This is a genomic window from Halopseudomonas bauzanensis (genome assembly GCF_900114735.1).
In the GTDB taxonomy this organism is placed as follows: domain Bacteria; phylum Pseudomonadota; class Gammaproteobacteria; order Pseudomonadales; family Pseudomonadaceae; genus Halopseudomonas; species Halopseudomonas bauzanensis.
This window is the reverse complement of the sequence record NZ_FOUA01000005.1, coordinates 191,780-205,672: the sequence shown is the minus strand read 5'-3', so window position 1 is coordinate 205,672 and position 13,893 is coordinate 191,780. Positions and strand designations below refer to the sequence as shown.

17 protein-coding genes are annotated in these 13,893 nt (G+C 61.7%); 11 read left to right on the top strand and 6 right to left on the bottom strand.

Going from position 1 to position 13,893, the window contains the following annotated elements; all coding sequences use genetic code 11:
* Nucleotides 1-57: 57 nt before the first annotated feature.
* A complete protein-coding gene (locus BM267_RS12270; protein WP_074780322.1) occupies nt 58-873 on the top strand; it encodes a hydroxypyruvate isomerase family protein in 816 nt (271 codons plus the stop codon).
* Here BM267_RS12270 and BM267_RS12265 read toward each other — a convergent pair.
* Nucleotides 848-1,270 (bottom strand): PA0061/PA0062 family lipoprotein, encoded by a 423-nt coding sequence (locus tag BM267_RS12265; RefSeq protein WP_083392503.1) that lies wholly within the window; start codon nt 1,268-1,270, stop codon nt 848-850. The genes BM267_RS12270 and BM267_RS12265 overlap by 26 nt on opposite strands.
* Before the next feature lie 158 nt (nt 1,271-1,428).
* Between BM267_RS12265 and BM267_RS12260 the strand changes: the two genes are divergently transcribed.
* The 3 genes from BM267_RS12260 (at nt 1,429) to BM267_RS12250 (ending at nt 3,129) form a co-directional block, all read left to right on the top strand.
* The gene (locus tag BM267_RS12260; RefSeq protein ID WP_074780326.1) at nt 1,429-2,277 is read left to right on the top strand and encodes an SDR family NAD(P)-dependent oxidoreductase; all 849 of its coding nucleotides are present in this window, start codon (nt 1,429-1,431) and stop codon (nt 2,275-2,277) included.
* 134 nt (nt 2,278-2,411) lie between these two features.
* Nucleotides 2,412-2,675, top strand: coding sequence for a hypothetical protein (locus BM267_RS12255; protein ID WP_074780329.1), 264 nt, complete (start codon nt 2,412-2,414; stop codon nt 2,673-2,675).
* A 97-nt stretch (nt 2,676-2,772) separates the two neighbouring features.
* The gene (locus BM267_RS12250) at nt 2,773-3,129 is read left to right on the top strand and encodes a hypothetical protein (protein WP_036990591.1); all 357 of its coding nucleotides are present in this window, start codon (nt 2,773-2,775) and stop codon (nt 3,127-3,129) included.
* 214 nt (nt 3,130-3,343) lie between these two features.
* Here the strand turns inward: BM267_RS12250 and BM267_RS12245 are convergent, their stop codons facing one another.
* Nucleotides 3,344-4,207, bottom strand: coding sequence for an alpha/beta fold hydrolase (locus BM267_RS12245; protein ID WP_036990590.1), 864 nt, complete (start codon nt 4,205-4,207; stop codon nt 3,344-3,346).
* A 188-nt stretch (nt 4,208-4,395) separates the two neighbouring features.
* Nucleotides 4,396-4,557, bottom strand: a complete 162-nt coding sequence (locus tag BM267_RS16810; protein ID WP_177173403.1) for a hypothetical protein — start codon at nt 4,555-4,557, stop codon at nt 4,396-4,398.
* Nucleotides 4,558-4,859: 302 nt separating this feature from the next.
* On the opposite strand from BM267_RS16810, the gene BM267_RS12235 reads away from it, so the two are divergent.
* Nucleotides 4,860-5,348 (top strand): sn-glycerol-3-phosphate transporter, encoded by a 489-nt coding sequence (locus tag BM267_RS12235; protein ID WP_328586281.1) that lies wholly within the window; start codon nt 4,860-4,862, stop codon nt 5,346-5,348.
* A gap of 117 nt (nt 5,349-5,465) precedes the next feature.
* Here BM267_RS12235 and BM267_RS12230 read toward each other — a convergent pair whose 3' ends face one another.
* The 3 genes from BM267_RS12230 to BM267_RS12220 form a co-directional block, all read right to left on the bottom strand.
* Nucleotides 5,466-5,921, bottom strand: coding sequence for a MaoC family dehydratase (locus tag BM267_RS12230; protein ID WP_036990588.1), 456 nt, complete (start codon nt 5,919-5,921; stop codon nt 5,466-5,468).
* A gap of 150 nt (nt 5,922-6,071) precedes the next feature.
* Nucleotides 6,072-7,301, bottom strand: coding sequence for a DedA family protein (locus BM267_RS12225; protein ID WP_074780332.1), 1,230 nt, complete (start codon nt 7,299-7,301; stop codon nt 6,072-6,074).
* Nucleotides 7,286-8,008 carry a DNA-3-methyladenine glycosylase gene (locus BM267_RS12220; protein ID WP_407920281.1) on the bottom strand — a complete coding sequence of 241 codons (723 nt, stop codon included), beginning with the start codon at nt 8,006-8,008 and terminating at the stop codon, nt 7,286-7,288. Before BM267_RS12220 ends, BM267_RS12225 begins: the two co-directional genes overlap by 16 nt.
* Before the next feature lie 81 nt (nt 8,009-8,089).
* On the opposite strand from BM267_RS12220, the gene BM267_RS12215 reads away from it, so the two are divergent.
* From BM267_RS12215 to rodA, 6 genes are read left to right on the top strand one after another with little or no spacing between them, the layout of a single operon-like run.
* Nucleotides 8,090-9,355: a glutamate-5-semialdehyde dehydrogenase gene (locus BM267_RS12215; RefSeq protein WP_074780335.1), complete on the top strand. Its 1,266-nt coding sequence runs from the start codon at nt 8,090-8,092 to the stop codon at nt 9,353-9,355.
* Nucleotides 9,352-9,990: a nicotinate-nucleotide adenylyltransferase gene (gene nadD / locus BM267_RS12210; protein ID WP_036990585.1), complete on the top strand. Its 639-nt coding sequence runs from the start codon at nt 9,352-9,354 to the stop codon at nt 9,988-9,990. Before BM267_RS12215 ends, nadD begins: the two co-directional genes overlap by 4 nt.
* A gap of 20 nt (nt 9,991-10,010) precedes the next feature.
* Nucleotides 10,011-10,370 (top strand): ribosome silencing factor, encoded by a 360-nt coding sequence (rsfS, locus tag BM267_RS12205; RefSeq protein WP_036990584.1) that lies wholly within the window; start codon nt 10,011-10,013, stop codon nt 10,368-10,370.
* 6 nt (nt 10,371-10,376) lie between these two features.
* Nucleotides 10,377-10,844, top strand: coding sequence for a 23S rRNA (pseudouridine(1915)-N(3))-methyltransferase RlmH (rlmH, locus tag BM267_RS12200; RefSeq protein WP_074780338.1), 468 nt, complete (start codon nt 10,377-10,379; stop codon nt 10,842-10,844).
* 3 nt (nt 10,845-10,847) lie between these two features.
* Nucleotides 10,848-12,737 carry a penicillin-binding protein 2 gene (gene mrdA, locus BM267_RS12195; protein ID WP_074780341.1) on the top strand — a complete coding sequence of 630 codons (1,890 nt, stop codon included), beginning with the start codon at nt 10,848-10,850 and terminating at the stop codon, nt 12,735-12,737.
* On the top strand, nt 12,734-13,876 hold the full coding sequence (gene rodA / locus BM267_RS12190) for a rod shape-determining protein RodA (protein WP_036990581.1): 1,143 nt from the start codon (nt 12,734-12,736) through the stop codon (nt 13,874-13,876). Before mrdA ends, rodA begins: the two co-directional genes overlap by 4 nt.
* The last annotated feature ends 17 nt before the right edge of the window (nt 13,877-13,893 follow it).

Sequence of the window (13,893 nt, the reverse complement as noted above, 5' to 3'; positions counted from 1 at the left end):
GAACCGGCCGGGCGGGCAAACTGCTACAGTAATCAGACACGTTTCGGAGGGCTCATCATGTCCTGGCCGCTGGCTGCCAATCTATCCATGCTGTTTGCCGATCTGCCCATGGCGGAGCGGTTCCATGCCGCCGCCGAGGCGGGGTTCGATGGGGTCGAAATCCAGTTTCCCTACGATATGCCCGCCGCCACTGTGCAGCACCATCTCGCCGCTGCCGGCATGCCGCTGGTACTGATCAATGTCCCCGCTGGCGATCTCCTGACCGGCGGCCCCGGCCTGGCTGGTGTGCCGGCGCGGCAGGCCGAGTTCGACGCTGCCCTGGAGCTGGCGCTGGAGTATGCGCTGGTGCTGCGCCCGGAGAAGGTCAATGTCCTGCCGGGGCGGCTTGCCGAGGGCGTCAGTCGGGAGCTGGCGCTGGATACCCTGGCCGGCAACCTGGACAAGGCGGCCAGCGCGTTTTCCGATATCGGGGTATGCCTGGTCTGCGAAGCAGTCAACCGCCACGATATGCCCGGCTTCCTGCTGGGCAGCACCCTGGAGTTGCTGGACATGCTGGATCGGGTTGCTCACTCGAACCTCTCGGCACAGGTGGACCTGTACCATCTGACGCGGATGGGTGAGTCGCTGCCCGACTCGATTGCGCAGCTGGAAGGGCGGATTGGCCACGTGCAGTTTGCCGACGCGCCGGGCCGCGGCGAGCCGGGCACCGGGAATATGGATTTTCATGAAGCTTTCGGCGCGCTGTCGCGGCACGGTTACCGCGGCTGGCTCGCGGCGGAGTACCGGCCGGCATTATCGCCCGAGCAGTCGCTGCAATGGCTGGCACAATGGACTGCCGCCGGAACCTTCAGACTCCAGGGCCGCAGCGTATGACCCTGGCGCGTACCAGCCGCTCGCCGGCGGCGTTTTCCAGGTAGCCTACCGGCTGCCAGCCCAGCCGGTAAGCCGTCACCCGATAGTGCTGCCCGGCGGCGAAATCCCAATCCAGCCCTAGAATGCAGGTACGGCGGCGTGGTTCGGATATCTCTCCCAGCCCACCCATGCTGCCCAGCACCTCGAACTGATAACGCACCTGCAGTCCGTGGCTGCCGGGCGGCAGGTCCGGAAAGCGCAACTGCCGCACCAGTTCACCGTCCAGCCGATAGGCGCGCATGTCCGCCCGGTTGCCGCTATCCAGGCCCACCCGCGCGAAGTCTGGGGCCAGAGGCGGCAGCGGGTGGGCGCACGCCGTCAGCAGCAGCGCCAAGGGCAACAGGAATCTCAATGGCATGCGGATATTCCCTCCTGCAGGCTTTCATAAACCGCACTGCTGTTCTCTGATCAACGGGGCGCATAGCGCTGGCGGGGAGCGGCGGGGCGCGGCATGCTCGCTGCATCGGCTCACCCGCGCTGCATAGAGTGCCAGCGCATCAACAGGAGAACTCAGGCATGCAGGACTTTCAGAACAAGGTAGCAGTGATCACCGGCGGTGGCAGCGGTCTGGGCCGGGAACTGGCGTTATGCTGTGCGGCGCGTGGCATGAAACTGGTATTGGGCGATGTGGACGAAGCCGGTATGCAGGAAACTCTGCGCCTGGTAGATACAGCGCACCCGGGTACCGAGTCGGTCACCATGCGCCTGGATGTATCCCGGCTGGAGCAGGTCGAGGAGCTGGCGGCGCTGAGCAAGAGTCGCTTCGGCGGCGCGCATCTGATCTTCAACAATGCCGGTGTCAGCGTCAACGGGCCGATCTGGCAGAGCACCGTGCATGACTGGGACTGGGTGCTGGGCGTGAATCTGTATGGCGTGGTGTGGGGCATCAAGGCATTCACCCCGATGCTGATCGAACAGAACGAAGGCCATATCATCAATACAGCCTCCGCTGCCGGCTGGCTCAACGGCCCGAGCAGCGGCATCTACAACGTCAGCAAGACCTCGGTGGTGGCGATCTCCGAAACCCTGGCGCTGGACCTGCGCGATGCCCAGGCCAACGTTGGCGTGACCGTGCTGTGCCCGGCATTCTTCCCCACCGGCATTCACCAGTCCGATCGCAACCGCCCGGCAGACAAGGCCGAGACCGTCGAGAAGAGCGAAGTCTCGCTCAAGCGTGCTGCCGCGCTGAAATATGCCGTTGAGCACGGCCGCATCCCGGCTGCCGATATCGCCGAAATGACCCTCAAGGCCGTGGAAAATAACCAGTTCTATGTCTTCCCCCATCGCAAGATCAAACAATTGATCAAGCTGCGCGCCGAGGCGGCGGACCGGGAAGAAGGGGTGTTTGATTCGATGAATCCCTGAATTCACCGGCCAGGCCCCGAGTTCCAGGGGAGCACGGGCGCTATAGGCCGAGGTGGAGTTCAACGGGAAAATAGGGCACTGCCAGCCCAAAAGCGTGTCCAAAGCAGGGACGACCCCTGCTTTGGAGAGCTGTGATGCGACTGAGTTACTTATCCATACCCTTGTTTGCCCTGCTGCTGGCTGGTTGCGGGGAGGAAGAAGAGGCCACCTTCCCGGAAACCAATACCGCCCCGCAAACCGAAGAGTACGGCGCTCCGACGGACCCGGCCAACGATCCAGCGGTGCCCAATAACAGCACCGCTGTGCCCCCGGCGGATGGCGATACTGGCGTATATGGTACCGACGGCGACGACATGACCGCCCCGGGTCCTGACAACGACTCCGGCATTACGCAATAACGCCCACGGCTGCACCGGCCGGCATGCGGAAAAAATTCGCACTTGCCGGTCGCGCGCCTGTCCAAACGCATGGACCTATCAGATGCGGAGAACCGCCATGCGACTTACCTACCTGAGCATACCCCTGTTTGCCCTGCTGCTTGCCGGTTGCGGCGATGATGAGCCTGACACCGCGCTGCCCATGGACAACGAAGCGCCGGCCGAAGAGGCCTACGGCACGCCGGTCGATCCAGCGGACCAGCCGATGTCACCCACTGATGACACGCCAGCACCGGCCACCGATCCGCGGATGCCGGCCGATGAACCCATGCCACCGGCTGAAGACCCCATGAACCCGCCGGATGAAAACCTGCAGCGTTCGCTGGACCGGGACCCGGGGCTGGGCACCGACAGCGACTCACCCAATGAGCGGGTGGATCCGGGCATCGACAGCGATACCAGTACCACGCCTTGAGAGGGCAGGTGCGTCAGTAGCTGAGTCTGCGGGCGGTCTGTTGTGGGAGCTTCCTGATGCGGGGGTAGGCTATTAGCGGCCTAAGGCCGCGGATAAGCCTACAGAAACCCTTGCGGCCGCTCCCGCAGCCCGAGCAAGGCTGCAGCTTTCAGCTCCTTCACCGAGTTTCTTCACCGCTCGGCGAAAGATTGCGACACCTTGAGCGTCGATACAATCAACCAACCATGGCCAGCCGGTGGGCATTTTCCGTCTCACCCGGCAACAAAAACCGCTCCACCGCCTCGCGCACATCTTCCCAGGCGGTCTGATGTTCGTTTTCCAGGAAATGCCCGGCATTGCGAATGGTCACATACTCGGAACGACGAGCCAGATCGGCAAAATACAGGGCATCGTTCGGTGTGGTGTACTTGTCCAGTTCGCCATTGAGAAACAGCAGCGGAATGTCCACATTTCCCACGCACTGCATATAGCGATCAGCATCCAGACTCAATACCTGGCGAATGTGATGGAGCATCTGCGCATACTCATGCACCTCCAGCGTAGAGACATGACGGAAGTTACAGCGCTTGAACAGTGGCGGCAGATGCTCGCCGATGGTGTCGTTGACCAGTGTCGCGATGCGGTTCCGGTCACAGGCTGCCAGGCACTCCTGACCGCGCGCCAGATAATCCAGCATCTCGCGGTTCAGCACCGGTGAAAACGAACTGATCACCGCCCGCTTGATCCGCGCCGGCCGCTGCGCGAGAGCCAGCAGCGTCGACACCGCACCCCAGGAAAACGCCATGACCTGGTCTGCCCGGAAATGCTCGATCAGCTCAAGCAGGATCAGCGCCTCATCCTCCTTGCCCAGCATGCTCAAGGATTCATTGTAAGGCCGCGACATGCCGCAATAGGGCTGATCGAACAACACCACGTTGAACAGCGGCTGCAGAAATCGCAGCGCCTGATGAAAGGAGGCACTGGTCGCCAGCGAACCGTTGACCAGAATGATGGTGCTGTTGCTGCGCGGATTCGGATAAAAGCGCGTATGCACCTTCAAATCACCCTGCACCCGCACCACTGCCTTTTCTGCATACATGGCCACACACCTCGGAAGCTGAATATCACTTGGGGTGCAGTTAATCGTATGGAGGTTACAGCGGGGTGTCAGAAAGTGACCGTTCGGCGGGAAGGGGAGGCATTGCCATAACGGAATTATCTCTTTCGCATTGCAGCCCGTTTTTCGGGCGTAGCGCACCCGCGCTACGCCAGCGGCCTTGCGTCAAGTCAGCCCTCCGCCTTGGCCCTCTGCATCAACGCCGCATAGTCGAGGCCATAGATGCCGATATGGCAGGTACCGCTGCGTAAGCGCTCGGACAGGTTTACCAGAGCGGGCAATGGCTCTGCGGGTGCGCCATGGGCGGGGGGGCTGGTGTCAGCATGGGGCACGGGAAAATCCTTGTTCCGGTAGGGCGAGGTGTTGGCGATGATGGCAAATGCAGGGGAGCGGGGCAAGAGCTGGTAAGGTTGGAGGCCGTGAACTTGTCCCGTGCGACATGTCATGACCCTACTTCATCACCCATCCTGGATTATTCACCTCACGCGACCATGTAGCTATGACATTACACCAGTACTCTCCCCGCCGAATCTTACGGCTGACATCTACACCATGGTATGGCATCCAGCGTCTTGTCCCTGGCATTGTTGCATTACTGATCAGCGCAGGTGCACAAGCAGCGCAGGTGGAGGATGTGCCGGCAGCCATACAGGACTCTGACAGTGGGCCGGGGCTGCTGCAGCGGCCTTTGGAGTTGGCCAGGGAGTTGGCGGCTACCGTTGATTCGGAGGAGGGCTGGTATATCCAGGGTAGCGTCTGGACCACGCACTTTGATCCTCAGCCAGACCATAACAATAATCAGGAGCTGATCGGTCTGGAGCGACACCGGGATGACAGTTATCTCTGGGGCGCCGCCACCTTTCGGCACTCTTTTGGTGAGCGGTCCTGGTATGGCTATACCGGCAAGCGTTTCGAATTTGCCGGTACGCCCTTCAATGCCAAGCTCACTGCGGGGCTGTTGTATGGTTACCGGGGAGAATATCGCGACAAGATACCCTTCAACCGTTTTGGTGTGGCGCCGGCAGTGATTCCGTCCGTCGGTGCCAGTTATCAGCGGGTGGGGGTGGATGTGGTGCTCTTAGGTGCGGCGGCGGCCATGGTCAATGTTGGGGTGCGTTTGTAGTGTCAGGGTTGGATACGCGGTAGCGCGGAGGATGGTGGGGCTAAGTGAATAGCATTACGGCCTGCGCCGAGAATGACGAGGGTAGGTGACTCGCTCATCATTCTGGCGTCATTCAGGTCAGACGAAATACAGCGCCAGTGTCTCGGCGATGTAGGCCGGCTTGTCCACCCCTTCGATTTCCAGTGTCGCGCGGGATTTTACCAGCCACTGGCCAGGGTTCTTTTCGGTGACGTCCACGACTGTCAATTGCATGCGTACGCGGGAGCCGACGCGGACCGGCTGGATGAAACGGACGCTGTCCAGGCCGTAGTTGACGGCCATCTTAAGGCCTTCGGGGCGCATGGAAATGCCGGCGGACAGGGCGGGGATCAGGGACAGGGACAGGAAGCCGTGGGCGATGGTGCCGCCGAAGGGGGTCTGTTTGGCCTTTTCTTCGTCGATATGGATGAACTGATGATCGCCGGTGCATTCGGCAAACTGGTTGACGCGCTGCTGGTCGATCAACAGCCATTCGGAATGGCCAAGGTCCTTGCCGATGAAGGAAGTCAGTTCGGATACGGCTACGGTGGTCATGGTGTTCTCCACGGCGATATTGTTGTTGGTGCGCCGACGAGCAGCGACAGGGTGCAGCCATGGTGGCAAGACGGTGCGGCAAGGGTCAATGCGTGTGCGCTTCCATTGGTTTGCTGAATGCCGCGACCGGCGTGTAAAGCTATAGGTCGTTCAGAAACCGGCCAACAGCAGCAGGCCGGCTACCATTGGCCAGGCAGGTACCAATATGGACCAGTGGGGCGACAGAGGAGGCAGTGGTCCGCCGCGTTCCACCAGCCAGATGGCCAGCAACACCGCGGCGGCCGATTGCAGTACGCTGCCTAGCACCATGGGTGTTGCCATGGGCAGGAGCAGCCAGGCGGTAATCAGTAGGGCGCAGATGGGGCCGGCGTAGAAGGTCCAGCTCAGGCGCAGCCAGAACGATAGATGCCGGTTGCCCAGCAGGACCACGCCAAGCAGCAGGGACAATTGCAGCGCCAGCAAAGTGGAATGCATCCCGGGCAGCAGGCCCAGTGCCAGGCAGAGAATTGCGCACAGCAGCAAGAACAGCAGTTGCCAGCCGTGACGCAACACCGCCAGCAATCCCAATACTGGCAAGTAAAGCAGCCACAGGAAGGCTTCACCGGTCAGCGGTTGCAGTTCAAGCCGCACGGCTGACAGGCGCGGCCAGGCGGTGCTTACCAGCCACTCGGCAAGGGTGCCATAGACTACCGTCAGCCAAGGCTCGGCCTGCGGCAGGCAGAGCATGGCCAGCAGACAGAGTGCGGCTGCAGCCAGACTGCTCCAGCGTTGCTGGGTGCGTAGCAGGACCAGCAGTGTCAGGCCGAGCAGTGCCAGCCCGCCAGCCAACAATCCCGCCTCATGCCAGAAGGATTCCGGCACCGGCCAGCGGACCGCACTGCCGGCGAGATAGCCGGGCAGTACATACACCGGGGCCCAGGCCAGAGCCGACAGGATATTGACCAGCAGAAAGCGCCAGGTGGGCATGTCGAACATGCCGGCGACCATTGGGATAATGGGGCGGATCGGGCCGATAAAGCGCCCCAGAACAATGCTGTACATGCCATAGCGGCGGAAGAAACTCTCGCCCCGGTCAATCCATTGCGGATGACGGGCAAAGATCCGTAGTCGGCGGATGTCCTGATGAAACCAGCGGCCCAGGGCGAAGCTCAGTAAATCACCGCAGACGGCCCCGGAGAAAGCCCAGGCCAGTGCACCGAAAAGACTCAGGTCGCCGCCGCCAGCCAGGGCGGTGGCGGCGAACAGCAGCACCACCCCCGGCACCACCAGGCCCGCCACCGCCAGGGACTCGACCATGGCAATGAGAAAGATGGCCAGCCCGAGCCAGCGGGTATGGCTGCCCAGCCAGGCGATAAGCTCGCCGCTCAGCAGGCTTTCCATTCAGACACATCATCGATCAGTTGATAATCGCGGCCTTCCTGCCGAGTGCGCCCCAGAGGGTTACGGGTGCACCAGGGGGCGTAGGCGGCGTCGACGAAACGGTAGGGTAGATGCTCGTCCCGGCCCAGCGGAATGCCCAGCCGGGTGGCCTGGATGATCTGATGCGGACGGTAGCCGTCGTCGTCGATAAGCAGCTGTTCCGGGTCCGGTATCTGCGCATTCCAGACGGGCACCTTCAAGTGCAGCGAACGGCACAGCAGGGTCTGGCCGTTGCACAGTCTGGTTGTTGGGCGCACCTGCCCGTTGGCGGCGGGGTTGAGTTCCTGCATCAGGGCGAGACTGTCCGGGCCGCTGATATCGTCGACCACCGGGTAGCCGGACTTGATCAGCACGCCGTCGCCTTCGCCGGCGGCGCTGATGTTCAGTGAGTCGCCGCCGCGGGCGTAATACATGTACAGGGTGCCGGCTTCCATGAACAGGGCGCGCCGGGAATGGGTCAGGCCCAGCGAGGCATGACTGCCTTTCTCTTCGCGCAGGTAAGCCTCGGTCTCGATGATACGAGCCGACAGCCAGTGGCCCTGGTGATAATGACGGATAACCTTGCCCAGCAAATGCACCGCCAGTTCGCGGCTGTCACGCCGGAAAAAGGCCCGTGGCAGAGGGTTTGGTGCCCGATGGAAAGAATTGGTCGCAGACATATCAGCGATGATAGCAGGTTCGCCCTGTCCAGCGTCTGGAGGCACCGGTATAATGCTGGTTTTCCGTTTTGGTCGCAGGATGGTGAACAAATGAGCGCTGATCAGGTAACCGAATACATGTCCGTGCTGGGACGCCAGGCGCGGCAGGCTTCGCGCGTGATCGCCCGGGCCACCACGGCGGTCAAGAACCGGGCCCTGTTGGCCACTGCCGAGGCTATTGAAGCCGCCGAGGCGAGTCTGATCGAAGCCAACGGGCTGGATCTGCAGGCCGGGCGCGACAACGGGCTGGATGACGCCATGCTGGATCGTCTGGCGCTGACGCCGGCTGGTATCCGCAGTATGGTCGAAGGGCTACGCCAGGTGGCGGCACTGGCCGATCCGATTGGTGCGATCCGCGACATGAAATACCTGCCGTCGGGCATCCAGGTTGGCCGCATGCGCGTGCCGCTGGGCGTGATCGGTATCATCTACGAATCACGACCGAACGTGACCGTGGAGGCCGCCAGCCTGTGCCTGAAATCCGGCAACGCCTGCATCCTGCGGGGCGGCTCTGAGTCCATTCACTCCAATCGAGCCATTGCCCAGTGTATCCGCCAGGGGCTGGATGCCGCCGGGCTGCCCCAGGAAGTGGTGCAGGTGGTGGAAACCACTGACCGCGCTGCTGTTGGCGCGCTGATCACCATGCCGGAGTACGTGGATGTGATCGTCCCGCGTGGCGGCAAGGGTCTGATCGAGCGCATCAGCCGTGATGCCCGGGTGCCGGTGATCAAGCATCTGGATGGTATCTGCCATGTCTACGTGGATGACCGCGCCGACCTAAACAAGGCCGAAGCTATTGCGCTGAACGCCAAGACTCATCGCTATGGTGTGTGCAACGCCATGGAGACGCTGTTGGTGCACGAAGGCGTCGCCGCGCAATTCCTGCCGCGCATGGCTGCGCTGTATGGCGAGAAGGGCGTGGAGCTGCGTGGTTGCCCGCAGACCTGCGCAATCCTGCCCCAGACCATCGCCGCTACCGAAGAAGACTGGGCCACCGAATACCTGGCGCCGATCCTGTCGATTCGGGTGGTGGCGGATATGGATGAGGCGATGGATCACATCAACCGCTACAGCTCACAACATACCGAATCGATCATCACCGAAGACTTTACCCGCGCCCGACGCTTCCTTGGCGAGGTGGACTCCAGCTCGGTGATGGTCAACGCCTCGACCCGCTTCGCCGATGGTTTCGAATACGGCCTGGGCGCGGAGATCGGTATCTCCACCGACAAGCTGCATGCCCGTGGTCCGGTTGGTCTGGAAGGGCTGACCAGTGAAAAATATATCGTCCATGGCGATGGGCATATTCGTCAGTGACACTCCGTGTCGGTGTCCTGGGCGGTACTTTTGATCCGATTCACTTCGGACACCTGCGCAGCGCCGTGGAGGTTCGTGAATGCCTGGCGTTGGATGAGCTACGGCTGATCCCCAACGCCACGCCGCCGCACCGGGATATTCCCGGTGCCAGTGCGCCGCAGCGGCTGGAAATGGTGCGCCTGGCCACCGCGTCGGATGACAACCTGCTGGTTGACGACTGCGAGCTGCGGCGTGACCGTCCGTCGTATACGGTGGAGACGCTGGAGTCATTGCGTACCGAGTTGGGCGACAATGCCACCCTGTTTCTGATCGTCGGCTGGGATGCCTTCAGCGGTCTGCCCGGCTGGCACCGGTGGGAAGATCTATTGCAGCTCGCCAGTCTGGTCGTGCTGCAGCGTCCTGAGCAGGACCAGGAATTGCCGGAAGTACTCAAGGATCTGCTGGCGGCGCGCAGTGTGGGCGACCCGTCGGCCATGCAAGCGGCCCATGGCGAGATTCTCTGCCTGGCACAAACACCCCTGGCCATATCGGCCACCCATATCCGCTCACTGATCCAGGCAGGGCGCTCTCCGCGATTTCTGTTACCCGATTCGGTGCTTGGCTATATTGAAACCAATGGGCTGTATCGGCCCTGATTGAGGAATTGAACACCATTATGCAGATTGAAGATCTGATCAAGGCAGTAGAAGACGCGTTGGACGAGCTCAAGGCCAAGGACGTGGTGCGCATTGATGTGCGTGAGCTGACCGGCGTAACCGATTACATGTTCATCGCCAGCGGTAACTCCAACCGCCAGGTGAGCGCACTGGCCGATAACGTTATTGAAAAAGCCAAGGCGGCGGGCGCGCGTCCGCTGGGCGTGGAAGGCAAGGACTCCGGCGAGTGGGTGCTGGTGGACCTGGGTGACATTGTGGTGCATGTCATGCAGCCGGCCACCCGACAGTTCTATGATCTGGAGCGCCTCTGGCAGAGCGCTGAATCCCGTCGGGCGCAGCAACAACCGACCGCGGAGTAAGGCTCCTTGCGTATTCGCCTGATCAGCGTGGCGTCACGTATGCCACGTTGGGTAGAGCAGGGCTATCAGGAGTATGCCAAGCGTATGCCTGCCGACTTGCCGCTGGAGCTGGTAGAGATTCCGCTGGCCACCCGTGGCAAGAACGCGGATGTCGCCCGGCTGATGCGCCGCGAAGGCGAGCAGATGCTGGCGGCCACGCAGCCTGGCGAACGAATCGTTACGCTTGAGGTCGAAGGTCGGCCCTGGTCTACCGAGGCGTTGGCCGGGCAGCTGGAAAGCTGGCGGCTGGACGCCCGCACAGTCAACCTGATGGTGGGTGGCCCGGAAGGTCTGGCCAGCGAGGTTGCTGCTCGCAGCGACCAGCGCTGGTCGTTGTCGCCGCTGACCTTGCCCCATCCATTGGTACGCATCCTGCTCGCTGAGCAGTTGTATCGCGCCTGGACCATTCTGAACCGCCACCCATACCACAAGTGATACATGGCCAAGCCGATTCGCATCAAGGACCACCTCAATGACGCGGGGATAGTACAGCGCAGAATCATTCTCGCGGTGCTGTTCATTCTGTTATTGGCTTTCGGCTTGCTGGCACGCATGTACTGGCTGCAAGTGGTGCAGTACGAGCATCATTCCACCCTGTCCGAGAACAACCGGGTGCACGTGCAGCCGGTCCCGCCGGCGCGCGGTCGAATCCATGATCGCAATGGGGTGGTGCTGGCCGAGAACCGGCCCAGTTTCAGCCTGAGCATTACGCGTGAGCGAACCACCGATCTGGACGCCACCATCGAGCTGCTGCGCGAACTGCTGCAGCTGGGCGATGATGATATCGAACAACTGCGCCGACGGCTGCAGCAGGCGCGCCGGCCCTTCGAAGCGGTACCGGTGATGTTCAATCTGACCGAGGAGCAGATCGCCCGTATTGCGGTGAACCAGTTCCGTTTGCCGGGCATCGATGTGCAAGCCAGTTTCGTGCGGCATTATCCGCAGGCCGAGCATTTCGCCCATTCCGTCGGCTATGTCGGGCGGATCAACGAGCGGGAACAGGAGCGCATTGATCCGGTGGCCTATGCCGGCACGCACTATATCGGCAAGACCGGGGTAGAGCGCTTCTATGAGGATCTGCTGCATGGCAAGGTCGGCTATGAAGAGGTGGAAACCAACGCGCGCGGTCGCGTACTGCGGGTGCTCAAGCGTACCGAGCCGGTATCCGGCAGGGACCTGACCCTGCATCTGGACAGTGATTTGCAGGCCGTCGCGGAGCAGGCGCTGGGCAACCGCCGGGGTGCGGTGGTCGCCATCGAGCCGAAGTCCGGAGGGGTGCTGGCATTCGTCAGCCAGCCGGCGTTCAACCCGAACCTGTTCGTCACCGGCATCAGCCATGCCGATTACGGCGCGCTGCGCGACTCCCTCGACCAGCCGCTATTCAACCGCGTGCTGCGCGGACTTTACCCGCCCGGTTCGACGATCAAGCAAATCGTGGCGCTGGCTGGCCTGGACTATGGAGTAACCACGCGTACAGCCCGAGTCTACGATCCAGGGTTTTATCAGCTGCCGAACAACAGCCATAAATACCGCAACTGGAACCGTTACGGGGATGGCTGGGTGGATATGAAGCTGGCCATGGCCCGTTCCAATGACACCTATTTCTACGATCTGGCGCACAAGCTGGGCATCGATCGCATGCATGAATTCATGAGCCAGTTCGGTCTGGGCAGCCGGGTATCACTGGACATGTTCGAGGAGACGGCCGGCCTGATGCCCTCGCGTGAATGGAAACGGGCTTCGCGCCGCCAGCCCTGGTATCCGGGAGAAACGTTGATTACCGGGATCGGCCAGGGCTATATGCTGACTACGCCGTTGCAATTGGCCCAATCCACCGCGCTGATTGCCAATCGCGGTGTGTGGAAGCGTCCGCGCATGCTGATGACCGCAGACGGACTACCGCCGGATGAAGAGGATACGCCGCCGGACGTGGTGTTGAAGAACCCGGACGACTGGGACTTCATCATCAAGACCATGGAGGAGGTGATGCACGGTGAGCGGGGTACATCCCGCGCTGCCGCCGCCGGCGCACCCTACCGTATGGCGGGCAAGACCGGTACCGCCCAGGTGGTCGCCATTGCCCAGGGCGCGCGTTACGATTCCGAAGCGCTGAAGGAGCGGCATCGGGACCACGCTCTGTTTGTTGGCTTTGCACCGTTGGATGATCCGCAGATTGCTGTTGCAGTCATGGTCGAGAATGGTGAGTCCGGAGGCCGGGTGGCGGCGCCGGTGGCCCGTGCGCTGTTCGACGCCTGGCTGCTGGAACCCGAGCCGTCTCCCGAGACGGATGATCCTGAGGCCGATAACGTCATGGAGGAAGCACCATGAAGCCGCTTGCCGGTATCTCGCCGCCTGATTCGCGGGGGCTGCGTCGCGAGCCCTGGTGGATGCGGTTGCATGTCGATCCCTGGTTGTTACTGCTGGTACTGGTGCTGGCCGGTGTGGCCGGTTTCGTCCTCTATTCCGCCAGCAGCAAGAGCATGGCGATGGTCTATCGGCAGGGGGCGCATTACGCGATTGGTTTGGCGGCGATGATCTGCGTTGCCCAGTTCAAGCCTCGCTTGATGGAGCGCTGGCTGCCGCCGGCCTATCTGATATCGGTATTCCTGCTCCTGCTGGTACTGCTGGTCGGTACCGAAGCCAAGGGTGCACAGCGCTGGATCAGGATCCCCGGATTGATCACTTTCCAGCCATCGGAAATCATGAAGCTGGTGATGCCCATGAGCGTCGCCTGGTACCTTGGGCGGCGGGAGATGCCGCCGCGCTTCAAGCATGTGTGCGTCTGTTTGTTGATCATCCTGGTGCCGGTGGTGCTGATTCTCAAGCAGCCTGACCTGGGGACGACCCTGCTGATTGCCGCCTCGGGTCTCTTCGGGCTGCTGCTGGCAGGGCTGCGCTGGCGCTACATCCTCGGATCAATACTGTTGTTGGTGCCGGGAGCGGCAGCCATGTGGTTTTTCGTCATGCATGGCTATCAGAAACAGCGAGTATTGACCTTTCTCAATCCGGAAAGCGATCCGCTGGGCGCGGGCTGGAACATCATTCAGTCCAAGGCGGCGATCGGTTCGGGCGGTGTGTTCGGCAAGGGCTGGTTGCAGGGCACCCAGTCACACCTGGACTTTCTGCCAGAAGGCCATACCGACTTCATCATCGCCGTATTGGCCGAGGAGTTCGGGCTGGTCGGGGTGGCGCTGCTGCTGTTCGTCTATCTGCTGATCATCGCTCGTGGGCTGTATATCACCCACCATGCCCAGGAAAGTTTCAGCAAGTTGCTCGCGGGCAGCATCACGCTGACGTTTTTTGTCTACGTATTCGTTAATATCGGTATGGTCAGTGGTCTGCTGCCCGTGGTCGGCGTACCCTTGCCGCTGATCAGCTACGGCGGCACCTCGTTGATTACGCTGCTGGTTGGCTTCGGCATCCTGATGTCCATTCACACGCACCGAAAGTGGATGACTCAGAGATGAAAAATTATCTTGGGAGG

What these genes read in the sequence shown, in the direction of transcription:
- BM267_RS12270 (WP_074780322.1), top strand. Translation starts at nt 58, where the DNA reads ATGTCCTGGCCGCTGGCTGCCAATCTATCCATGCTGTTTGCCGATCTG.
- BM267_RS12265 (WP_083392503.1), bottom strand. Translation starts at nt 1,270, where the DNA reads ATGCCATTGAGATTCCTGTTGCCCTTGGCGCTGCTGCTGACGGCGTGC.
- BM267_RS12260 (WP_074780326.1), top strand. Translation starts at nt 1,429, where the DNA reads ATGCAGGACTTTCAGAACAAGGTAGCAGTGATCACCGGCGGTGGCAGC.
- BM267_RS12255 (WP_074780329.1), top strand. Translation starts at nt 2,412, where the DNA reads ATGCGACTGAGTTACTTATCCATACCCTTGTTTGCCCTGCTGCTGGCT.
- BM267_RS12250 (WP_036990591.1), top strand. Translation starts at nt 2,773, where the DNA reads ATGCGACTTACCTACCTGAGCATACCCCTGTTTGCCCTGCTGCTTGCC.
- BM267_RS12245 (WP_036990590.1), bottom strand. Translation starts at nt 4,207, where the DNA reads ATGTATGCAGAAAAGGCAGTGGTGCGGGTGCAGGGTGATTTGAAGGTG.
- BM267_RS12230 (WP_036990588.1), bottom strand. Translation starts at nt 5,921, where the DNA reads ATGACCACCGTAGCCGTATCCGAACTGACTTCCTTCATCGGCAAGGAC.
- BM267_RS12225 (WP_074780332.1), bottom strand. Translation starts at nt 7,301, where the DNA reads ATGGAAAGCCTGCTGAGCGGCGAGCTTATCGCCTGGCTGGGCAGCCAT.
- BM267_RS12215 (WP_074780335.1), top strand. Translation starts at nt 8,090, where the DNA reads ATGAGCGCTGATCAGGTAACCGAATACATGTCCGTGCTGGGACGCCAG.
- rsfS (WP_036990584.1), top strand. Translation starts at nt 10,011, where the DNA reads ATGCAGATTGAAGATCTGATCAAGGCAGTAGAAGACGCGTTGGACGAG.
- mrdA (WP_074780341.1), top strand. Translation starts at nt 10,848, where the DNA reads ATGGCCAAGCCGATTCGCATCAAGGACCACCTCAATGACGCGGGGATA.
- rodA (WP_036990581.1), top strand. Translation starts at nt 12,734, where the DNA reads ATGAAGCCGCTTGCCGGTATCTCGCCGCCTGATTCGCGGGGGCTGCGT.